Origin of the sequence: Streptosporangium minutum (assembly GCF_002149035.1) — a bacterium.
In the GTDB taxonomy this organism is placed as follows: Bacteria; Actinomycetota; Actinomycetes; order Streptosporangiales; family Streptosporangiaceae; genus Streptosporangium; species Streptosporangium minutum.
Map to the genome: position 1 here is coordinate 1 of NZ_NGFP01000168.1, position 20,569 is coordinate 20,569.

23 protein-coding genes and 2 pseudogenes are annotated in these 20,569 nt (G+C 71.8%); 18 read left to right on the forward strand and 7 right to left on the reverse strand.

The window, feature by feature from the left end:
- The 11 genes and pseudogenes from CA984_RS29480 to CA984_RS29530 all read left to right on the forward strand — a co-directional run.
- A pseudogene (locus tag CA984_RS29480) lies at window positions 1-258 on the forward strand (nitrate- and nitrite sensing domain-containing protein); the annotation flags it as partial.
- Window positions 259-354: 96 nt separating this feature from the next.
- Window positions 355-783 carry a roadblock/LC7 domain-containing protein gene (locus CA984_RS29485; RefSeq protein WP_086576776.1) on the forward strand — a complete coding sequence of 143 codons (429 nt, stop codon included), beginning with the start codon at window positions 355-357 and terminating at the stop codon, window positions 781-783.
- Complete coding sequence (locus CA984_RS29490) at window positions 780-1,166, forward strand: DUF742 domain-containing protein (protein WP_031161219.1); 387 nt, start codon at window positions 780-782, stop codon at window positions 1,164-1,166. Before CA984_RS29485 ends, CA984_RS29490 begins: the two co-directional genes overlap by 4 nt.
- Window positions 1,147-1,770, forward strand: coding sequence for a GTP-binding protein (locus tag CA984_RS29495; RefSeq protein WP_086576777.1), 624 nt, complete (start codon window positions 1,147-1,149; stop codon window positions 1,768-1,770). The genes CA984_RS29490 and CA984_RS29495 overlap by 20 nt, the downstream gene beginning before the upstream one ends.
- 177 nt (window positions 1,771-1,947) lie before the next feature.
- Window positions 1,948-3,966: a CehA/McbA family metallohydrolase gene (locus tag CA984_RS29500; RefSeq protein WP_086576778.1), complete on the forward strand. Its 2,019-nt coding sequence runs from the start codon at window positions 1,948-1,950 to the stop codon at window positions 3,964-3,966.
- A gap of 93 nt (window positions 3,967-4,059) precedes the next feature.
- Entirely contained in the window at window positions 4,060-4,491 is a 432-nt protein-coding gene (gene soxR, locus CA984_RS29505) for a redox-sensitive transcriptional activator SoxR (protein ID WP_086576779.1), read from the forward strand.
- Window positions 4,492-4,607: 116 nt separating this feature from the next.
- Window positions 4,608-5,201: a maleylpyruvate isomerase N-terminal domain-containing protein gene (locus tag CA984_RS29510; protein WP_086576780.1), complete on the forward strand. Its 594-nt coding sequence runs from the start codon at window positions 4,608-4,610 to the stop codon at window positions 5,199-5,201.
- A 34-nt stretch (window positions 5,202-5,235) separates the two neighbouring features.
- Complete coding sequence (locus tag CA984_RS29515; RefSeq protein ID WP_242676243.1) at window positions 5,236-5,664, forward strand: protease inhibitor I42 family protein; 429 nt, start codon at window positions 5,236-5,238, stop codon at window positions 5,662-5,664.
- Window positions 5,665-5,748: 84 nt separating this feature from the next.
- Window positions 5,749-6,543 (forward strand): polyphosphate kinase 2 family protein, encoded by a 795-nt coding sequence (locus CA984_RS29520; RefSeq protein ID WP_086576792.1) that lies wholly within the window; start codon window positions 5,749-5,751, stop codon window positions 6,541-6,543.
- 161 nt (window positions 6,544-6,704) lie between these two features.
- The gene (locus CA984_RS29525; RefSeq protein WP_207621092.1) at window positions 6,705-8,144 is read left to right on the forward strand and encodes a bifunctional phosphatase PAP2/diacylglycerol kinase family protein; all 1,440 of its coding nucleotides are present in this window, start codon (window positions 6,705-6,707) and stop codon (window positions 8,142-8,144) included.
- A 249-nt stretch (window positions 8,145-8,393) separates the two neighbouring features.
- Window positions 8,394-9,374, forward strand: a complete 981-nt coding sequence (locus tag CA984_RS29530) for a plant Invertase/pectin methylesterase inhibitor family protein (RefSeq protein WP_133061812.1) — start codon at window positions 8,394-8,396, stop codon at window positions 9,372-9,374.
- A 70-nt stretch (window positions 9,375-9,444) separates the two neighbouring features.
- Here the strand turns inward: CA984_RS29530 and CA984_RS49365 are convergent, their stop codons facing one another.
- The 3 genes and pseudogenes from CA984_RS49365 to CA984_RS29540 all read right to left on the reverse strand — a co-directional run bounded on the left by CA984_RS49365 (window position 9,445) and on the right by CA984_RS29540 (window position 10,663).
- Window positions 9,445-9,597, reverse strand: a complete 153-nt coding sequence (locus CA984_RS49365) for a hypothetical protein (protein ID WP_370879609.1) — start codon at window positions 9,595-9,597, stop codon at window positions 9,445-9,447.
- 15 nt (window positions 9,598-9,612) lie between these two features.
- Window positions 9,613-9,720, reverse strand: a pseudogene (locus CA984_RS49370) (TFIIB-type zinc ribbon-containing protein); the annotation flags it as partial.
- 46 nt (window positions 9,721-9,766) lie between these two features.
- Window positions 9,767-10,663: a phosphotransferase family protein gene (locus CA984_RS29540; RefSeq protein WP_086576784.1), complete on the reverse strand. Its 897-nt coding sequence runs from the start codon at window positions 10,661-10,663 to the stop codon at window positions 9,767-9,769.
- A 56-nt stretch (window positions 10,664-10,719) separates the two neighbouring features.
- Between CA984_RS29540 and CA984_RS29545 the strand changes: the two genes are divergently transcribed.
- The 3 genes from CA984_RS29545 (at window position 10,720) to CA984_RS29555 (ending at window position 12,958) form a co-directional block, all read left to right on the forward strand.
- Window positions 10,720-11,619 carry a TIGR03619 family F420-dependent LLM class oxidoreductase gene (locus tag CA984_RS29545; RefSeq protein ID WP_086576785.1) on the forward strand — a complete coding sequence of 300 codons (900 nt, stop codon included), beginning with the start codon at window positions 10,720-10,722 and terminating at the stop codon, window positions 11,617-11,619.
- A gap of 24 nt (window positions 11,620-11,643) precedes the next feature.
- On the forward strand, window positions 11,644-12,075 hold the full coding sequence (locus CA984_RS29550; protein ID WP_086576786.1) for a nuclear transport factor 2 family protein: 432 nt from the start codon (window positions 11,644-11,646) through the stop codon (window positions 12,073-12,075).
- Window positions 12,076-12,166: 91 nt separating this feature from the next.
- Window positions 12,167-12,958 carry an HAD-IIA family hydrolase gene (locus CA984_RS29555; protein WP_031161243.1) on the forward strand — a complete coding sequence of 264 codons (792 nt, stop codon included), beginning with the start codon at window positions 12,167-12,169 and terminating at the stop codon, window positions 12,956-12,958.
- Window positions 12,959-13,037: 79 nt separating this feature from the next.
- Here CA984_RS29555 and CA984_RS29560 read toward each other — a convergent pair whose 3' ends face one another.
- Window positions 13,038-13,502 carry an acyl-CoA thioesterase gene (locus CA984_RS29560; protein ID WP_086576787.1) on the reverse strand — a complete coding sequence of 155 codons (465 nt, stop codon included), beginning with the start codon at window positions 13,500-13,502 and terminating at the stop codon, window positions 13,038-13,040.
- A 413-nt stretch (window positions 13,503-13,915) separates the two neighbouring features.
- Here CA984_RS29560 and CA984_RS29565 point away from each other — a divergent pair, with 413 nt between their 5' ends.
- Window positions 13,916-14,545 (forward strand): neutral zinc metallopeptidase, encoded by a 630-nt coding sequence (locus tag CA984_RS29565; protein ID WP_242676244.1) that lies wholly within the window; start codon window positions 13,916-13,918, stop codon window positions 14,543-14,545.
- Between the two features lie 60 nt (window positions 14,546-14,605).
- On the opposite strand, the gene CA984_RS29570 is transcribed toward CA984_RS29565, so the two are convergent.
- The gene (locus CA984_RS29570) at window positions 14,606-15,049 is read right to left on the reverse strand and encodes an NUDIX hydrolase (RefSeq protein ID WP_086576788.1); all 444 of its coding nucleotides are present in this window, start codon (window positions 15,047-15,049) and stop codon (window positions 14,606-14,608) included.
- A 92-nt stretch (window positions 15,050-15,141) separates the two neighbouring features.
- Window positions 15,142-15,561: an alternative ribosome rescue aminoacyl-tRNA hydrolase ArfB gene (arfB, locus tag CA984_RS29575; protein ID WP_031161248.1), complete on the reverse strand. Its 420-nt coding sequence runs from the start codon at window positions 15,559-15,561 to the stop codon at window positions 15,142-15,144.
- A gap of 191 nt (window positions 15,562-15,752) precedes the next feature.
- On the opposite strand from arfB, the gene CA984_RS29580 reads away from it, so the two are divergent.
- The 3 genes from CA984_RS29580 (at window position 15,753) to CA984_RS29590 (ending at window position 19,105) form a co-directional block, all read left to right on the forward strand.
- Complete coding sequence (locus CA984_RS29580; RefSeq protein WP_086576794.1) at window positions 15,753-16,586, forward strand: hypothetical protein; 834 nt, start codon at window positions 15,753-15,755, stop codon at window positions 16,584-16,586.
- 381 nt (window positions 16,587-16,967) lie between these two features.
- Window positions 16,968-18,518: an alkaline phosphatase D family protein gene (locus CA984_RS29585; RefSeq protein WP_086576789.1), complete on the forward strand. Its 1,551-nt coding sequence runs from the start codon at window positions 16,968-16,970 to the stop codon at window positions 18,516-18,518.
- 38 nt (window positions 18,519-18,556) lie between these two features.
- Entirely contained in the window at window positions 18,557-19,105 is a 549-nt protein-coding gene (locus CA984_RS29590) for a hypothetical protein (RefSeq protein ID WP_086576790.1), read from the forward strand.
- A gap of 125 nt (window positions 19,106-19,230) precedes the next feature.
- Here the strand turns inward: CA984_RS29590 and CA984_RS29595 are convergent.
- Window positions 19,231-20,569, reverse strand: a 1,339-nt coding sequence (locus tag CA984_RS29595) for an FG-GAP repeat protein (RefSeq protein ID WP_086576791.1), incomplete at its 5' end; no start/stop codon positions are given.

The following is a 20,569-nucleotide window of genomic DNA, read 5'->3' on the forward strand; positions in this document are numbered from 1 at the left end:
GTCCTGCCCCCGCCCGACACCAGCCACACGCCGGGCGGCCTGCCGCGCCGGGTCCMGCAGACCCACCTCGCCGCCCCGCTCCAGGACGACGACCCGGCGCCCGCGCCCGCACCCGAGGACGACGACGAGCGTTCCCCGGAGATGATCCGCGCGGCCATGGCGTCCTTCCAGGACGGCACGCGCCGCGGCCGCTCCGACGCGGCACAGCTGGCCGAGCGGGGTGATGACCCCGTGAACGGCGGAGAACCCCGCATGTGACGCAAGTGACGATCTCGATTCGCGCATGCCGGCCCGGCGCCGACGAGCCGCCGGAGGCCGGTGACCGGACGCCCGCCGGCAGAAAGAGGACAACGAGTGGTGCAGGGAACAGGATCTTTCACCGACCTGGCCTGGTTGCTGGATGACCTGGTCGCCCGAGTGGGGGAAGCTGAGCACGGGATCGTCTTCTCCGCCGACGGCCTGCTGCTGGCGGCGTCGGCGGGGTTCGGCCAGTCCGACGCCGAGCACCTGGCCGCCGTGGGATCGGCGATCCAGAGTCTGGGCCGGGGGGTCAGCGACCGGGTCGACGGCGGCGCGGTGCGCCAGACCATCATCGAGATGCGGTCGGCGTATCTGGTCGTGACCGCGGCCGGGCAGGGCGCCTGCCTGGCGGTGCTCTGCACCCACGAGGCCGACGTCGGCCTCGTGGCCTACGAGATGGCCATGCTCGTCACCCGGGTCGGCCAGTACCTCACCTCGCCCGCGCGGGCGGCGGGGCCCACCACGGACGACGCCCCGCGATGAACCCCTTCGAACAGCATCCAGAGACGCAGTGGGTGGGCGAGGCGGCCGGGCCGATCGTCCGGCCGTACGTGCTCACCCGGGGCAGGACCGAACCGACCAGGGGCAGGTTCGACCTCATCACGCTGGCGGTGACCGTCCGCTCCGCCTCCCCGCGGGAGACGGGTCTCGACCCGGAGTGCCTGGCCATCGTCCGGTTCTGCCGCCAGCCCCAGTCGGTCGCGGAGATCGCCGCGCACATGAACCTTCCGGCCGGCACCATCCGTGTCCTGCTCAGCGACCTGCTGGACCAGGGATTCATCGCCCTGCAAGAACCTCATTCGGAGACGGACATGCACGACGAGAGGCTGTACAGGGCGGTGCTCGATGGACTCCGCGCGCTCTGACCGTGACGCCGGGCGGGTCAAGCTGCCCAAGGCGATCAAGATCCTGGTCGCCGGAGGCTTCGGGGCCGGCAAGACCACACTGGTCGGCGCGGTCTCCGAGATCGAGCCGCTGCGCACCGAGGAGACGCTGACCAACCGGGGTATCGGGATCGACGACCTGTCCGGGGTGGAGACCAAGCAGACGACCACGGTCGCGATGGACTTCGGCCGCATCACCATCGGCGACGACTACCGGCTCTACCTGTTCGGCACGCCGGGGCAGGAACGGTTCTGGTTCCTCTGGGACGAGCTGGCGCTCGGCGCGATGGGCGCGGTCGTGCTGGCCGACACCCGCAGGCTGGCCGACTGCTTCCCCTCCCTCGACTACTTCGAGCGGCGCGAGACGCCCTTCATCGTCGCGGTGAACTGCTTCGACGGAGCCCGCCGGTACGACCTCGACGAGGTCCGGCTCGGCCTGACCCTCCATCCGGACATCCCGGTCGTGCTGTGCGACGCCCGCGAACGGGAGTCCGGCAAGAAGGTGCTGATCACCCTCGTGGAGCACGCGATGAAGATGCGCCTCGGCACGGCGCCGGCCGCCGGGAACACCGCGCCGGCGACCTGACGCGCCGCCCTCCCCGGGGCCCGTGGGCCTTGGGGAGGGAGCTGACCGTCTGCGCATCACCTCTGTCCCTCAGATAGCTATAAATCAACACTTATGGCCCACCATCCCCCCGGGCGGCCCGTGCCGGGCGTGCCACGATGACGGCGATCACGAGGAGTCCATCACGGGGAGAGAACCATGTGTGACGATTCGGCCATGCCCCCCGCCGTGGCGCGGGCCCTGGAGGAGTACCGGGCGCTGCTCGCCGAACACGGGGTCACCTGGGGCGAGGACCCGATCCCCTACGTCAGGTCCATGACCGCCGACGCCTATCTGATGGGCACCGCGACCTTCCGGGACGTCTGGCAGGGCATGATCCGGGCCCGTCACCCGCAGGCGTCCTCCGGCGAGCTGGTGGAGCGCTTCGCCGAGCTGGACATGGACGAGGTCGTGCGCAACGTCCTGGCGGGCAAGGTGTCGGACAACCTCGCGGCCCTCCGGCTCACCGGGGAGGGCCTCGCGGTCGAGGCGCACCCGCTGGCCGTACTGGACGGCGAGCCCCTGCGCACGACGCTGCTGGTCGACTCCGCCCGGGACGAGCCGGTCACCGTGCTGGTGGACGGCCGGGCGCACGAGATCGGCCCGCGCGGCGCGCGCCTCGTCAAGATAACCAGCGGGAGCGAGGTGATCGCCGACGGCGGGCGGGTGGACCTGGCGCCCCTGACCCGCCCCGCCGCCGCCGCACGCCTGCGGCTGCGCGCCGGGTTCCCGTGCAAGTGGAGCGTGTACGGCGCGCACGGGCAGGGCTGGTACCCCGAGGGCGCCCCGGCCAGGCGCGACTACCACGTCCTGCCCTACTTCCACGGCGACGACGTGGTGCTGGACGTCCCGGCCGAGCCGCTGACCGTGCGGGTCTCCAGGGGAATGGAGTACGGCTCCGCCGAGCTGGCGATCACCCCCGCGGCCGGCGGGGAGACGCTGGTCGAGCTGGCGCCCGAGCGGATCTACGACGCGGCGGCGCTGGGCTGGTACGGCGGGGACATGCACGCCCACCTCAACTGGGCCGGGGACATGGTCGGCACCCCGGAGCTGGCGGCGGCCATGCAGCACGGCGAGGACCTGCACGTGCTCAACCTGGTGGCCGGGAACGTCTCCTCGGCGCGCGTCTACGACTCCGAGGCGCTGGCGCACTGGGCCGGCCGGGACCTGCCGTGGTCGGACGCCACCCACCTGGCCAGGCTCGGCGTCGAATACCGCAACGACCTGCTCGGCCACTTCTACGCCTTCGGCCTCTCCGCGCCCCCCTCGCGCTTCCACACCGGCTTCCTGGGCAGCGTGGACTGGCCGCCCAACAGCGTCGCCTGCGAGGAGCTGCGCGGCCTCGGCGCGCTCATGGGCTACAGCCATCCCTTCCACAACCCGGTCTCCGACACCGACGGCCCCGACCACCTGCTGTGGCAGGGACGCAACTGCTCCTCCAGGGAGATCGTCGCCGATGCCGCCCTCGGCCTCGTGGACAGCCTCGACGTGCTCAACCACTCCTCGATCGCCGCGACCGCCGTCGTCTACCGGCACCTGATCGGCGCCGGCAACCGGATCGCGGTCACCGCCGGGACCGACGCGATGGTTTCCTTCGCCCGGCGCGGCAACCAGTCCAATCCGCCCGGCTGGGCCCGTGTCTACGCCCAGGTGGACGGCCCGCTCACCGCCGGATCGTTCGCCGAGGCCGTCAGGCGGGGCCGTACGTTCGGCACCACCGGTCCCTGGCTGGAGCTGTCGGTCGACGGGCACGGACCGGGCGCCACCCTGGACCTCTCACCGGGAGAGCGGGTCACGGTCACCGCGAGATCGATCGGCCCCGAGGTGGAGAGGCTGGAGATCCGCACCGCCGACGGCGTCCTGGCCGAGGGACCGCCCGCCGAGCTGACCTGCGAGCTGGTCGCCGGCGACCCCACCTACGTCGTCGCCCTGGCCGTCGGCGGGCCGCACGAGCGCGCCTTCACCGGCGGCGCCTACGCCCACACCAGCCCGGTCTACCTCGACGTCGCCGGCCGTCACGTGGCCAGGGAACAGGACGTCCGCTGGTGTCTGGAGTGGCTGGACGGCATGGAGACGCTGCTCCGCCGGCAGGGCACGTTCGAGACCGCCGGGCAGCTCGGCGACCACCTGGAGCTGATCGGACGGGCCAGGGAGGTCTACCGCGCCCGGCTGGGCTGACGCCCGGCGGCCCCGGACCTAAACTGCGGTTCATGTCCGAGCAGGGGCGGCCGGCATGCCGGAATCCGCGATGACCGCCAGGGAGCCGACCAGATGATCACCAAGGAACTGACCATCGGCGAGCTGGCCGAGCGCAGCGGCGTAGCCGCCTCCGCACTGCGCTTCTACGAGCGGGAGGGGCTCATCCACAGCCGGCGCACCACCGGCAACCAGCGCCGTTACCACCGCACCACCCTCCGCCGGGTCGCGTTCATCCGCGCCTCGCAGAGCGTCGGCATGCCGCTGTCGGTGATCGGGGAGGTGCTGGGCTTCCTGCCGGCCGACGTCCCGCCCAGCCGCGAGTTCTGGGTCCGTGCCTCCGAGTGCTGGAGCAAGGAGATCAACGCCCGCATCGAGAGGATGGAGCGGATGCGCGACCGCTTCACCGAGTGCATCGGCTGCGGCTGCCTGTCGTTCGAGCAGTGCGCGCTGGTCAACCCCGGCGACGAGCTCGCCGACCAGGGGCCGGGAGCCCGGCGTCTCTGAGAGGCGGCCAGGGGCGGGAGCCGGGGTGTCTCTGAGAAGCGGCCAGGGCCGGGAGCCCGGCGTCTCTGAGAGGCGGCCGGGGGTCCGGGGTCCGGCGTCTCTGAGAAGATCGTCCGATGGACGCGAAAACGGTTCTCCAGACGGCGGAGGAATGCCGGGCCTTCCTCGAATCAGGGCTCGACCGTGACTGGGGGAAGGGGATACCCGGGATGGAGTGGACCGTCGCCCAGGCGGTCGCGCACATCTCCGACACCCTCCTGTGGTACGCCACGGACTTCGCCGCAGGGCAGCGCGAACTCAGCACGATGGATGTACGGGTGCGGCCGGAGAGCCCCCCGGCGGACCTGGCCGCCACCCTCGCGACGTTCGCCACGGTCGTGGCCAGGGTCGTCCAGGGCGCCCCGGCCGGGGCGCGGGGCTGGCATCCGTACGGCATGGCCGACGCCTCCGGGTTCGCGGGCATGTCCTGCGACGAGATGCTGATGCACACCTACGACGCCTCCCTGGGCCTGGAGCTGCCGTTCACCCCGTCCGCCGAGCTGAGCGAGGCGACCCTGCGCCGCCTGTTCCCCTGGGCGCCGCACGGCGCCGATCCATGGCGGACGCTGCTGTGGGCCAACGGCCGCGCGGACCTCCCCGGGCATCCCCACCAGAGCGAATGGCGCTGGCACTGCGCCCCGCTGGAGGAATGGGACGGCGCGGCCCCCTGAGGCGCCGGCCGCCGCGGTCGCTACTGTGAACTGCGTGATTCACCGAACGTGGTTGGCCGTCCTGCTGCTGCTGGCGCTCGTCGCGGGGTGCGGCGCCGGATCCGCCGTCTCGGACCTGGGCCTGATCGTCCACGGGGGAGCCGGCAGGACAGCGGACGTCCGCCTCACCCCCGGCCAGCGGTTCTCGCTCGCCGTGGACGAGAACACCTCCGCCGGGGACAGCTGGCTGATGCCCGACCTGCCGGACGTCATGGTGGCCTCGTTCATCAGCGAGGAGTACCGGGCCGCCTCCGATGAGCCCGGCGCGGGCGGGATCCGCTACTTCGTCTTCAACGCCAAGCGCCCCGGCACGACCACCGTCACGATCTCCAACTGCCGGCGCTGCCCGGCCGATCGGGTGCCCGCCGACGAGCAGAGCAGGCGCGCCTCGGGTGAGGCGATCTTCCGGATCACCGTGGCCTGAGCCGGGGCAGTCCGGACGGGCGGTCCGGACGGACGGTCCGGGGCGGGTGGCCTGTGCCTCACCGAGGATGCGAGGCTGATGCCCATGAATCGGTTGTCTCAGGTTGATCTGTCGCAGAAGCTGCATAAAAGGGAGGCGGCCGAGCGGCTCGACGCCGCCCTGGACCGTCTGCTGCGCCTGCGGCTCGTGCTGGGCGGGCAGGTCGGGGAGAAGCGCATCGGCCCTCCGCTCTGCGCGGTGTTCGAGGGCTGGGACGCCTCGGGCAAGGGAGGGGCCATCAAGCGGCTGGTACGCCCGCTCGACCCGAGGCACGTGCGGGTCGCGCAGTTCGCGGCGCCCACCTACGACGAGAAGCGGCACCACTTCCTGTGGCGGTTCTGGCCCGTCCTGCCCGGCTGGGGCGGCATGGCCGTGCTCGACCGTTCCTGGTACGGGCGGGTGCTGGTGGAGCGCGTGGAGGGCTTCGCCACCGAGGAGCAGTGGTCGCGGGCCTACGGCGAGATCGTGGAGTTCGAGCGGACCCTCGTCGCCGAGGGCATGATCATGGTCAAGTTCTGGATGCATGTCTCCGAGGAGGAGCAGCTGCGGCGCTTCCGGGACCGGGCGGCCGATCCCCTGCGGGCCTGGAAGCTCACCGACGAGGACTGGCGCAACCGCGACAAGCGCCCGCAGTACGAGGCCGCGGTGGAGGACATGCTCGCCCGCACCGACCACCCGAAGGCGCCCTGGCACGTGGTGGCGGGAGACGACAAGCGGCTGGCCCGCGTCACGGTCGTGGAGACGGTCTGCGCCGCGGTCGAGGCCGAGCTGCGGGCCCGGGGGCACGACCTGGGTGACCTGGACGATCCCGCCGACGCCCCGGCCCGGACGCCCCGGTAGCCGGTGGCGAGCCGCTTCTCGTTCATTTCACCCCATTTCTGTAAATAGCCTCTCTTGTTGGAATTATGGGAGGACAAGAAATTGCGCGTGCGCCGGATATCGGGGTATGCGACAGAATCAAGTGGCTGTTCACTCCCTCGTCATTCGGAAAGGTGGAGCGCATGCGGTGGAGGTCGAGGCTCGGCAGGCTGGACCGGCGGCTGTTCACCACGGTGGCGGACGCCCGGCTCCCCGGTCTCGAACGCCTCGTGCCCGCCCTGTCGCGCGCGGCCGACAACTCGCTGCTCTGGGCCGGTCTCGCCGGGACGCTGGCGGTCAGCGGGCAGCGGCCACTGCGCCGCGCCGCGACCCGCGGGCTGCTGGCGGTCAGCCTGGCCAGCCCCCTGGTGAACCTGGTCGGCAAGCAGCTCTTCGGCCGGACCCGGCCGTCGCTGGACGGCCTCCCGCTGGCGCGGATGATCAAGGTGCCCGCGTCGGCGTCGTTCCCGTCCGGCCACTCCGCCTCGGCCGCCGCGTTCGCCACCGCCGTGGCCATGGAGGCTCCGGTCGCGGTCGCGCTGCCCGTCGCGCTGCTCGCGGCGGCGGTCTGCTTCTCCCGCGTCTACACCGGCGTGCACTACCCCGGTGACGTTCTGGCGGGGGCCGCGATCGGCGTGGTGACCGGGCTGGGCACCCGGCGGCTCTGGCCGGAGGCCGTGACGGGCGCGCCGCGCGTGGTCACCGCGCCGCCGGTGCCCGGTCACGACCCCGACGGCCGGGGCGTGGTGGCCGTGATCAACCCCGTGGCGGGCGGCGAGCCGTCCACGGCCGCGACGGTGCGGGCCGCGCTGCCCGGCGCCGAGGTGGTCGAGGCGGACGGGCGGGACATGGCGGAGCTGATGAGCGAGGCCGCCGCCCGTGCCCGGGTGCTCGCGGTCGCGGGAGGCGACGGCACGGTCAACCTCGGGGCGCAGGCCGCGCTGGAGCACCGCAGGCCGCTGCTGGTCATCCCGGCGGGCACGCTCGACCACTTCGCCGGGGCGCTGGGGCTGGACGGTCTCGAGGAGGCGATGACCGCCTACCGGTCGGGCGGGGTGGTCGCGGTGGACGTGGGGGAGGTGGCCGGCCGGGTCTTCCTCAACAACGCCAGCATCGGCGTCTACCCGGAGCTCGTCGACCGGCGCGAGTCCGTCGAGCGGCGCGTCGGCAAGTGGCCCGCGCTGCTGTGGGCCCTGAGCCGCGTGCTGCGCACCGCCGAGCCCGAGAAGGTGGTCGTCGACGGCGTCCCCCGGCGGGTCTGGCTGCTGTTCGTCGGCAACTGCCGCTACGACTCGCGCGGAGCCGCGCCCCGCCTGAGGCGGCGGCTGGAGGACGGGCTGCTGGACGTCCGGCTGCTGACCGCCACCTCCAGGCTGTCCCGGCTGCGCGCGCTCACCAGCGTGCTGCTGGGCGGGCTCGGCCTCTCCCGGCACTACCAGCAGTGGCAGGCCGACACGCTGAAGGTCTCCTCGCCCACCGGAGTGGTACGGCTGGCGCGCGACGGCGAGACGTTCACCGTGACGGGAGACGTGGAGTTCACCAAGCGGCCCCGCTCCCTGCTCGTGGTCCGCCCGGCGGATTAGGCCGTCCGCCCCGAGGCCGGGCCGTCCGCCGGCGGGGAAGAGGCGGAATGGAATCGCTTTCAACGGCATGTACGCCTGCGTTGCCTCTCGTGTCTCGATAAATCACGACACGTTTATGAGAGTTGTTTCATGTCTCTTTCCGCGCTGTTCCTGCGACGGCCGGACGTCCCGCCACCGGCTGAGCGACGATTCGGAGAAAGGGCGGTTCCCCGTTGACGTGTCGTGATCGATCCGGCGATAGTGGGGCAGGTGACTACCCCCCGTCTGCTGTCCTGTGCCGTGGTCACCGTGCTGGCCCTGACCGCCTGCACCTCCGGCACCTCCAGTGATCCCGTGGTCGGCTCGGCCACCGCGGGCGGTGTCGTGGGGACGGCGGGCGGCGGAGGGACGAGCGCGCCCTCCAGCGGCACGCCCACCCCCACGGGCCTGACCCCCGAGGCCTACCGGGCCGAGCTCGACAAGGCGCGCGGCCCGATCAGGGAGGCGCTCAAGAAGCTGGACGCGACCGGTGGCAAGGGGCTCGACGAGCGGCTGGAGAAGACGGTCGCCTCGATGGAGGAGGCGGTCGCCAGGCTGGAGGCCCTGATGCCGCCCCCTGAGGTGAGGACCGCGCACGGCGCCTACGCGGGCGCGCTGCGCAGGCTCGTGGCCGCCCTGTCCGCGGCGCAGGAGGACGTGCGGGCACAGGAGGTCTGCACCGGGCCCGCCGTGCTGACCGGGGTGCAGGAGGCGGGGCAGCTGTCGCCCGTCCGCGAGAGCGGGAACGCGCTGGCCGACCTGGGCGACTACCGCGCCGACGTCGTCCCGGTGAAGGTCGGCAAGGAGCGGTCCCGCCGCCTGTCCAACGGCAAGTACATCAACTCCGAGGGCCGTCCCGGGCGGGCCTACCTCGAACTGAAGAACGGCAACAGCCGGGACGCGGTCGTGGTGCTGGTGCGCGGCAAGAAGAAGGCGATCCGCGTCTACGTCCGCAAGAAGTCGAAGTTCAGGATCCAGGGCGTGCGCGACGGGAACTACAAGGTCTATTACACCCTGGGCACCGACTGGGACTCCAAGGACCGCAGCTTCACCCGGTCGTGCGACTTCGAGCAGTTCGGCAAGTCCGTGCGCTTCAGGACGGTCCGCACCTCGACCCAGATCCGCTGGACCGACTGGACCATCACGCTGAACGCCGTCAAGGGCGGCACCGTGCGGCCCAAGCGCATCAAGCCCGGCGAATTCCCCGGCTGATCCCCCGGCCGGAGACGCGAAGACCGCGATCCCGTGACGGGATCGCGGTCTCGGTGCCCACCTGATCGGATCAGGTGGAGAAGAGCATCCCCACCCAGCTGCGCTGGCGGTGGTGGCCGTAGTGGCCGCCGTGGTGCGGCGCGCCCCAGGCGGGGGCGCCGTGCACCGGGGGCGGGGGAGGCGGCGGCGGCGCGGCGTGCGACTGAGACCACTGGCTCTCCATGCGAGTCAGCGTCTCCAGCTCGCCATAGTCCAGGAAGATCCCGCGACAGCCATCACACTGGTCGATATGGACGCCATTGCGCTCATAAGTGCGCATTGCGCCGCGACACTTCGGGCACTGCATCTGGCTGATCTCCTTGTCCTTGGCGTTCTCTTGACGTAACCACAACCTACTGCGTGGGCACACTATGACAGGCGCTCCGGAGCTGAACAATTCTCTGGCAGGTGTCGATCAGCACCTGCTCGACCTCGTCCAGCGGCCGTCCCTCCCGCTTGGCGGTGGCCACGGCCGCCGCCGTGAGCTGCACGGTCATCGCCTGCGCCGGCAGATCGAGCCGCTCCCACGGGTCCGCGCCGGCCCCGGCGGCGAGTCCGCCCGCGGCGCGGTAGGCGCCCAGGAAGCGGTGCCACACCTCCGGCTCCAGCAGCCCGGCCGCGAACCAGGCGGCCGGCCTGGCCAGGTCCCAGGCCGGGTCGCCGATCCCCAGGTCGTCGACGTCGATGAGAATCCATCCGCCCGGGAGGCGGACCAGCTGGCCCATGTGCCAGTCGCCGTGGGTCGGTGAGCCGGGCCCGGCGTCGAGGGCGGGCAGGCAGGCCAGGGCCCGGCGCACGACGCGCTCGGCGGCGGAGTCGCCGTCCAGGCGGGCGACCGTGGCGGCCACCCGGGCGGGCCCGCCCGCGGCCGGCAGCGAGGGCAGCTCCCGCGCCGGTACGGCGTGCAGCCGGGCCAGCAGCCGGGCGGCCGCCTCCCAGGGGGCCGCGTCCGGGTCCCGGTGGTCCACCGGGACCCCGGCCGGCCACACGGTGACCAGCCGGTCGTGGACGACCGCGACCTCCTCGGTCAGCGGTTCGAGCATGATCCCGCGCAGCGCCGGGCGGGCCACGGCCCGCATCCGCTCCACCAGCGGCGCCTCGGCCGCCCCGGGGGCGTGCGCCTTCACCACGATCGACCCCGCCCGCACGATGATCACGTCCGGCCTGGTCGGCAGCACCTCCGCGGGCGCGTCGCCGTACCGGGCGCCGATCCGGAGCAGTTCGTCGATCAGGTCGTCGCTGTCACTCATCCGGCAAGTGAACCACTGATCCGCGGCTCCGCCGTACGGCGCATAAAGTGCGTGGCATGAGGATCGGATTCGCGGTGCCGGTGTCGGGATCCTGGGCGACGCCCGCCAACATGGTGCGGGTCGCACAGGGGGCCGAGGCCCTCGGCTACCACGAGGTGTGGACCTTCCAGCGCCTGCTGTACCCGCAGGGGCATCCGATGGGTCCGGTCTACCGGAGCGTGCACGACCCGGTGGTCACGCTGGCCTACCTGGCGGGGGTGACCACCCAGGTCCGGCTGGGCGTGGCGGTGCTCAACATGCCGTTCTCCTCGCCGGCGATGCTGGCCAAGCAGCTCGCCAGCCTGCAGGCGGTGTCCGGCGGCAGGCTGGACGTCGGGCTCGGGCTGGGCTGGCTGCCGGAGGAGTTCGCCGCGTCGGGGGTGCCGTTCGAGCGGCGCGGCCGGCGCGGGGAGGAGTTCGTCCACGTGCTGCGCCGGCTCTGGTCGGAGGAGGTCGTGGAGCACAGGGGGGAGTTCTACGAGCTGCCCCCCGTCCACCAGGATCCCAAGCCGATCACGCCGCCGCCGATCCTGCTGGGCGGGAGCGCGGAGGTGGCGCTGCGGCGCGCGGGGCGGCTGGCGGACGGCTGGATCAGTTCGAGCCGCGAGGACCTCGACCGGATCGATGAAAAAATCTACATTGTAAAGGAAGCGGCCCGGGCCGCCGGACGGGACCCGGAGACGCTGCGTTTCGTCACCCGCGGCGTCACCCGCATCCGCCCGTCCGGAGCGGCCGGCCGCGCCCCGCTGACCGGCTCGTTCGAGGAGATCCGGCAGGATGTGGCGGCGCTGGAGGCCAGGGGGGTCACCGACGTCTTCCACGACCTCAACTTCGACCCGGAGATCGGCTCGCCGGACGCCGATCCGGAGGAGTCGATGCGGCGGGCCGGAGCGGCACTGGAGGCCCTCGCGCCATGACCAAGCGTTTGGTTGTATAGGGAGATGAAGGAACAGGAGATCGCGGACCGGCTGGAGATCGGCGACCTGCTCGCCAAATACGCCTACTCCATCGACACCGGCGACTGGGCCCGGCTCGACCTGGTGTTCACCGCGGACGCGGTGATCGACTACACGGCGGCCGGCGGCATCAGGGGCACCCGGGACGAGGCCCGGCGCTGGCTGGCCGAGGTGCTGCCGAACTGGCCGGGGCGCCAGCACCTGATCGGGGCGACGACCGTCAGGTTCGAGGGGGACGAGGCCGTGGTCACCGCCTCGTTCACCGACACGCTCGCCCCGTCCAGGGACATGGTCGACGCCGGCGTCGCCGGGCTCATCCGCGGTGGAGGGTGGTACCACCACCGCATGATCCGCACGCCGTACGGCTGGCGCAGCAGGGAACTGGTCGAGGAGCAGAGCTGGCGCACCATGCAGTAGGGGCCGCCGGTGTGCGGGCCTGATGACGTGTCGCCCGTCTCGGACCTGTCATCCTTGTTCCGTACCTATTGGGCTGGAACGCGGGGGAACGGTGAACGAGCGCAAGCCGATCGAGTGCTGGCTGTCGGACATGGACGGAGTCCTCGTCCACGAGGGACATCCGGTGCCCGGGGCCGATGAGTTCGTCCGCCGTCTGCGCGAGTCCGGCAAGCGGTTCCTGGTGCTCACCAACAACTCCATCTACACCCCGCGCGACCTGGCCGTACGGCTGCGCGCCGCCGGCCTAGACATCCCGGCGGAGTCGATCTGGACCTCGGCGCTGGCCACGGCGAAGTTCCTGGCCGGCCAGCGTCCCGGCGGCTCCGCCTACGTGATCGGCGAGGCCGGCCTGACCACCGCCCTGCACGAGGCCGGTTACGTCCTCACCGACATCGAGCCCGACTACGTGGTGCTCGGCGAGACCCGCACCTACAGCTTCACCCAGATCACCCGGGCCATCCGGCTGATCGAGGGGGGCGCCCGGTTCATCGCCACCAACCCCGACCCGGTCGGCCCGTCCACCGAGGGCTCGCTGCCCGCCTGCGGCGCGGTCGCGGCGATGATCACCAAGGCGACCGGCGTGGAGCCCTACTTCGTGGGCAAGCCCAACCCGATGATGATGCGCAGCGCGCTGCGGGCCATCGACGGCCACAGCGAGAGCACCGCCATGATCGGCGACCGGATGGACACCGACATCGTCTCCGGCATGGAGGCGGGACTGCACACGATCCTGGTGCTCAGCGGCGTCATGGCCAAGGACCAGATCGACCGCTACCCGTTCCGCCCGTCCCAGGTGGTCGACTCCGTCGCCGACCTGATCGACCTGGTCGACGACGGTATCTGAGGCGGATCCGAGGGGCTCGTGCCGACGGGCCGCTGCGGTGACACTTCGGGATCATGTTGGGATCATGGCGGCGATCCGCTCAGGGCGTGTCCCGTAGATCTTCAGCGTGGAACCCGAGCAGGTCGGGTCTGCTCGCCCTGGTCCGCCATTCTCGGGCGGGATCGGGGACGAGCCGTCGTGCCGTGAGGTCGAGGAGTCCGCTGACGTGGTCGATCTCGGCTGCTACGGTGCCGTCCAGATGCCGCAGCACGTGGTGGACGCGGTAGGTCTTTCCTTCCGCCCACTCCCATCCGCAGGACACCTCGACCTGGTCTCCGCCGCGGATCTCACGGTGGTACCGGATGCGGGTGTCGAGGTTGACGGGTCCCAGTCCGCTGCCGATCAGGTCCTCCACGCTGACCCCGGCGGCTTGGAGGCAGGCGAAGCGGGAATGGTCGGCGTATTGGACGTAGGCGGCTCCGGTGAGATGGAGTTGCGGGTCGAGTTCGTAGACGCGCACGTCCAGGCGGATGCTGAACGGTCCGTTCGGGGGGTTGCCGGTCATCCTTCTTCCTGTCCTGTCGGCCAGCGGAGTGAGCGGTCAGTGAGGTAGCGGTGCCCCGGTGGATGAGTTCTCTCTTGTAGCGATCCCCTGATGACTTCCGAACGGCCCGGCCTCGGTCATGATCAGCGTTCGGTCAACACCGTCGGCGTCGCGAGTGCGGCGAGGGGGACGACGAACTGCCCGGTAGCGCGTTCCCGTGTGCCGGGACCGGGAATGGCGGGCTGCAAGCGTGTCACACGGGTATGAAAGTGATTTATATCGCATAGAGCGGTGATTCAGTCGTGCTTCGTGAGATATCGCTATGAATCATGTTTCTCACTTCCGTGGGGATTAATTCACGTTTACCGTCTAGGCAGGATCGGGGCCGACGAGAGGCGGTCGTGAACATGCGGCGATGGAGAACGGCCTGGCTGATGCTTGCCGTGGCATCCCTGATCGCCGTCGGCGCGGGTGGTGGAGCCGCCTCCGCGTCCGTGCGGCAGAGGGACGACATGGACAAGGACATCTCCACCGCCGTCTATGTGGTCAACCGTTACTGGGCGACCCACTGGTCGCAGTTCTTCACCGGCGGATACTCGCGCCCCGGCGTTTTCGGCGGTTACCAGAAGGGCGGGAGAAAGCCGCCTTTCTGCGGTGCGAAACGGCTCGGCTACGACAACGCGTGGTACTGCCGCGACGGCGACTACCTCGCCTGGGACATCGACCTCATGGAGGAGGGCTACAGCTCCGGGGACGCATGGGTGTATCTGGTCATCGCTCACGAATGGGGACACGCCGTGCAGCGGCGGCTCGCCGGCTCGCTGCTCCTGCGCACCTACGAGCTCCAGGCGGACTGCCTGGCCGGAGCCGCCCTGTACGGCGCGGCGGCGGACGGGACCCTGCAGTTCGAGAGAGGGGACCTGGAGGAGATCGAGGAGGCCCACCGGAGGCTGGGCGACGAGACGTCGTGGACCGATGTCAGCGATCACGGGACCGCGGCCCAGCGGATATCCGCCTTCAAGCGGGGGGCGAGGTACGGCGTGTCCGCCTGCCTGCCCCGCTGACGCGGCGGAGGCCGGTCGCGTGCCGCGGGGACCCGCCGGTGCGGGCCCCGCGGCCGGAGATCACGAGATCAGCTCGGGCAGCCGGCCGATGTGGTCGGCCAGGTAGGCGCCGAGCTCCGGAGGGACCAGGTTGATGGCGGTGATCTCGGCCGGGTCGAGCGGCAGCCGTACCACCTCGTAGAGGCCGCGGGCGGGGTCGGTGAACTCGGGGCCGCATCGCAGGGCGGGGTCCATGGAGACCAGGCGGCAGCCGTAGACGTGCTGGGTCTTGACGCCCTCCTCGCGGACGCACTCCAGCGTGGTCAGCGGGGTGACGCCGGAGACGGTGGCGCCGAGCTCCTCCAGGACCTCGCGGTGGAGGGTGTCCTCCAGGCAGGCGTCCTCCGGCTCGACGTGCCCTCCCGGGATCGACCAGTAGAGCTCCTCGCCGGGGACCGTGCGGCGGAACAGCACGAGGCGGTCGTCGTCGAGCAGGACCGCGCGGACGCTGGGGACGAGAGACATCTGCTCATTCTGTCACCGCGTCCCGGCCGTCTCCCCGGAGACGGCCCGCGTGAACGGGGCCGGCCGGAGAGGGGGCGGGACGGCCCGGCCGCTCAGATGTCGCGGCGCAGGCGCTTGAGGTCGGAGCGCTGCTTCTTGGCCGTTATCCGCCGCTCGACGGCGCCCCTGCTGGGCTTGGTCGGGCGGCGTTTCTTGGGGGGCGGGGCGATCGCCTCGCGCAGGAGCTGGGCCAGCCGCATCTCGGCGGCCTCGCGGTTGCGCAGCTGGGAGCGGAACTCCGAGGCGGCGATGGTGACGACGCCGTTCACCAGGCGGGACCCCAGGCGCTCCAGGGCGCGGGCCCTGAAGATCGGGCCGAGCGCCTCGGTGGCGGCCAGGTCGAAGCTGAGCTCCACCCGGCTGTCGGTGGTGTTGACCCCCTGCCCGCCGGGACCCGAGGAGCGGGAGAACCGCCAGTGGAGCTCGGCCTCGGGGACGGAGACCGAGCCGCTGATCTGAAGCGGACCGGGCATGGCGGGTTACTCCTTCTCACGGATTATTACGGGGTGTGCGTTCAGAATAACGGGAAGGCAAACCCATTCATCAAGTTATTTATGCCCCATTCAGGGCGTGCTGATAGCGGTGGTCTTGTGGCGTTCGGCCCTTTCCGTCACAGTGACTGCGGGCGGACCGCAGAGATCGGTGAAGAGAAGGCGTGGGGTGCGTGGACAAGATCGTCGGTGTGCACGGGATAGGCAAGTACCACTACTACCGCGACGCGGGTAACTCCGTCAGCGGCGCCGCCGCCGCGGTGCGCGACAAGTGGGACCGCTACCTGCACAAGGGCCTGACCGGCGGCGGCCCGTACGCCAAGGAGCGCTACATCGCCGAGGTCGCCTACTACGCCCACCTGCTGGGCGAGAACAAGGACGACTCCCCCCGCGCCGTGCAGAGCATGGACACCGGCGCCCAGGAGGTCTTCGTCGCCTGGGCCAAGCAGCTCGACTCGGTGGGGGAGGGCCTGACCGGCGCGCTGCACCGGGTGACCGGCTGGCTGCTGGACCGCCTGCAGGGCAACGCCGCCGAGTTCGCCAGGTTCTTCTGTCCCGAGGTCGCCGCCTACATGACCGCCGGCGGCAAGGTGCGGGCGGAGGCGCGTACGGCCGTGGCCGAGGTGATCAGACGCAACCGGCCGAAAGTGGTGATCGCGCACTCGCTGGGCAGCGTGGTGACCTACGAGACGCTCTGGGCGCACCCCGACCTGGAGGTGGATCTGCTCATCACCCTCGGCAGCCCGCTCGGCATGCGCAACGTGATCTTCGAACGCCTGCTGCCCGCCCCGGTCAACGGCTGGGGCGCGCGGCCCCGGCAGGTGCGGCGCTGGATCAACATCGCCGACAAGGACGACATCGCGGCGATCCCCCCGGGGTTGCGGGCCTGCTTCACCGGCGTCGACCAGGAGGCCCTGGTCAACCTGGACTGGCTCGACTTCCACACGGTCGAGAAGTATCTGGGCTGCGGCGCGCTGAACGACCACCTGAGGCCGTACCTGCGCTGACCGCCGTGCCGGCCGTATCGGAGAGCCGTATCCGGGCTGCGGCGCGCTCAACGACCACCTGAGGCCGTACCTGCGCTGACAGCGGCCGACAGCGGGGACGCGGGGGAGCGCCTCCCGGTGAGGCCCGGCTCTCGGGCCGACCCGCCGTGTCCTGCCCGGCGCGGGGGCGGCCGCCGGTGCGAGGAGGGCTCTTCGCCCGGTCGTCGCCCGCCGGACGGGCGGACGGCAACGGTGCGAGGGGGAGCTCTTCGCCCCGTCGTCGCCCACCGGACGGACGGCGTTCAATCACCGCGGGTAAGGCGCTTGCCTGTGCAACGGCTGTTCACCCTGCCTTGATCCGCAGGCCACAGCAGGGACAGCTGGAGACGTTGCACTGGCGGTGTGGAGCAGAAGCCGTCACGCAGAGTGTTCCTGTCCGTCGCCGCCGCGGGTGCGGGCGGCCTGTTGCTCACCGGGGCCGGTCGCGCCTCGGCCGTGACCTCCAGAGCCCTGAGCCGCGATCCGTTCACGCTCGGGATCGCCTCCGGCGACCCGTCGCGGGACGGGTTCGTGCTGTGGACCAGGCTCGCCCTCGACCCGCTGGGCCCGGACGGGCAGGGCGGGATGCCGGCCCGGGACGTGGACGTCGAATGGCAGCTCGCCACCGACGAGCGGTTCGCGAAGGTGGTCCGCGGCGGCACCGAGACCGCGCGCTGGGAGCGGGCGCACAGCGTCCACGTCGAGCCGGCCGGGCTGGAGCCCGGCCGGGAGTACTTCTACCGCTTCCGCGCCGGCGGTCACCTGTCACCGGTCGGCCGCACCCGCACCGCCCCGGCCGCCCTGTCCCCGCTCACCTTCGCGGTGGCCGCCTGCGCCCACTACGAGCACGGCTACTACACCGCGTACAGGAGGCTGGCCGAGCAGGACCCCGACCTGGTCGTGCACCTGGGCGACTACATGTACGAGTACGCGCCCCGGGGATACACCGCGCTCGGCGGGAGCGTCCGCCGGCACACCGCGGGCAAGTGCGCCACGCTGGCCGACTACCGGGTGCGGCACGCCCAGTACAAGAGCGACGCCGACCTGCAGGCCGCGCACGCGGTCGCGCCCTGGCTGGTCGCCTTCGACGACCACGAGATCGAGAACAACTGGGCCGCCGGCGTCTCCAGCAGCGGCGCCGCCGGATTCGCCCGGCGCAGGGCCAACGCCTTCCGGGCCTACTACGAGAACATGCCGCTGCGCCGGGCGAGCCTGCCCGGCGGCTCGTCGATGCGGATCCACCGCCGGGTGGACTGGGGGCCGCTGGCCCGCTTCCACCTGCTCGACACCCGGCAGTTCCGCGACGACCAGGCGTGCGAGGACGGGCTCAGGTCCGGCTGCGACGAACGGCTCGCGACCGGGCGCACCCTGCTGGGGGAGGACCAGAGGCGCTGGCTGCTGGACGGGCTGGCCGCCTCCGGCGCCCGGTGGAACCTGGTCGGCCAGCAGATCCTGATGGCACAGCGCGACTCCAAGGTCGGGCCGGGCACCGAGGTCAACATGGACTCCTGGGACGGCTACGCCGCCGAGCGCGCCCGGCTGCTCACCGGCTTCCGGGACTCCGGTGCGGCCAATCCGGTCGTGCTGACCGGCGACGCGCACATGCACCACGCGGCCGACCTCAGGCTCGACTTCGACGACCCCGGCTCGCCCCGGGTGGCGGTGGAGCTCGTCACCTCGTCGATCGCCAGCGACGGCGACGGCTACCGGGACAGGGGGCGGATCGCCGAAACCCTCGCGGAGAACCCCCACATCTCCTACCTCGACCAGCGGCGCGGCTACATCGTGTGCCGCCTCGCCTCCGATGAGCTGCGGGCCGACTTCCGCACGCTGGACTACATCAGCCGCCGGGGTGCCCCCGCGAAGACCGGCGCCCGCTTCACCGTTCCGGCGGGGCAGTCCTCCTTGATCTAACTAGGGGAATTTCCGGCAATTTGTTAGATGATGCGGCAATGAGTCACCTCGCCAAGAGGCTCACCGCTGCGGCTCTCGCCGCCGCGCTGGGCGGTACCCTCCTCGTTCAGAGCCCCGCCATGGCCGCGGGGCCCGCCGTCCCCGCTGCGACCGCTTCACCCACCGGCGGGACCGCTTCACCCACCGGCGCGGCCGCCGCGAAATTCGGCTACGAGATCTCCTTCCCGAAGCACGTCCGCCGGGGCGGGGCCCTCGTCTTCACCGTCAAGGTCCGCAACAGGAAGGCCCGCGGCCAGCACTACGTGGCTCTCGTCGGCGACTTCCCCAGAGGGTTCCGGAAGATCAGAGTGGTCGCCAAGCCGCGTAGCGTGAAGTGCTCCGTCAAGCGGCGAGACCTGGCCTGCTGGATCACCTCCCTCGACAAGGGCGACTCGACGACCGTGAGGATCCGCGCCTGGGCGGGCTCGCGCCGCGGCACCGCCACGGTCAGGTTCGGCGTGCTCGCAACCAAGACGCCCGGCGCGAGCCTCGGCAAGATCGCGAAGAAGGTCCGCCTCACCATCAAGGCGAGGACGAGGATCCTGTGAGAGGCCGTCGTGAGGAGGCCGTTTCCGGATGGTGCGCGGTCGCCGCGGGCGGGCCAGGGTGAGGAGGCCGCTTCCGGCCGGTGCGCGGTCACCGCGGGCGGTCAGGGCGGGGCGGCCGTGGCCGGTCAGCGTGCTGACGAGGCCCCGGTGAGCGCGTAGCCGAAGAGGGCGCCCCCGGCGGCGGTGGCGAAGGTCCGCGCCGCCGCCGGGCGCACGCCCGGATACGCGCCCTTCCCCGTGTCCCCTCGCAGCAGGGTGAGCCTGCCGTCCCTCGGAGCGGCCACCACCAGGCCCCGGCCCGGGAGCGTGGCCAGGGCGGCGCCGAAGTCACCGCCCCGGCCGGTGATCAGCACGTTGTTCCTCCCGGTCAGGCCGGCGGAGCGGCTGCCGGCGAGCACCTGGACGGCGTTCTCCCCGGGCGCTCCCACGATCAGCTCGTCGTCCCCGTCGCCGTTGAGGTCCCCGGCGGCCAGCGCGGCGCCGAACCGGTCGAAGTAGCGGGGCTCGCCCTTGAGCGACCGCTGCGACCACGCCTGCGAGGTCGCGGTCCGCAGCCCGGCGCGCGAACCGTAGACCACGTCGACGGTGCCGTCGCCGTAGTCCATCGCCCGCTGGTCGTCGGTCAGGCCCTCGCCCGGCACCCCGATCGCCAGGTCGTCGCGGCCGTCGGCGTTGAAGTCCCCGGTGGCCAGCGCCGCTCCGAAGAAGTCCCAGGGCTCGCCGAGGCCGGCGATCCCCGGGCTGTCCTGGGTGAGCAGCGCCGCCCTCCTGCGGTGGACGTCGAGCACGGTGACCGAGCCCTGGCCGTTCCTCTCCGAGACCGTGTCGGCGGGGGCGCCCACCGCGATCTCGTCGCGGCCGTCACCGTCGAAGTCGCCGGCCGCGAGCACCGCCCCGAACTGGTCGGTCTCCTTCGCGATCTGCCCGACCCAGCCGCTTTCCTGGCCGATGATCCGCGGCCCGCGCCCCTTGAGGCCGTACAGCCCGACACCGCCCCCGCCCAGGCCCGGGACGCCGATCACCAGTTCGTCGTCTCCGTCGCCGTCCAGGTCGGCGGCGGCGAGCGCGGCGCCGAACCGGTCGGGGCCACGCCTGCCGCCCAGATCCCCGGCGTCGATCACCTCACCGGCGCGCAGGCCGTCCGCGGAACCGTGGAAGAGCTGCACGGCGCCGTCGCCGTCGGCACCCGGCCGGGAGCGGTCCTCCTCGGAGACGCCCACGGCGAGGTCTGCGCAGTGGTCGCCGTCGAAGTCCCCGGCCGCCAGTGCCGAGCCGAACGCGTCCCCGGTCTCCGCCTCGCCGGGCACACCGAGGCTGTCCTGGGTGAGCCGTCTCTCGGCGCGCGTGCCGTACAGGACGGTGACGGACCCGGCGCGGGCGTGACCGCCGACGGCGGCGTACGGCGCGGCGACCGCGAGATCGGCGCGGCCGTCGCCGTCGAAGTCCGAGGGGACGCCGGAGCAG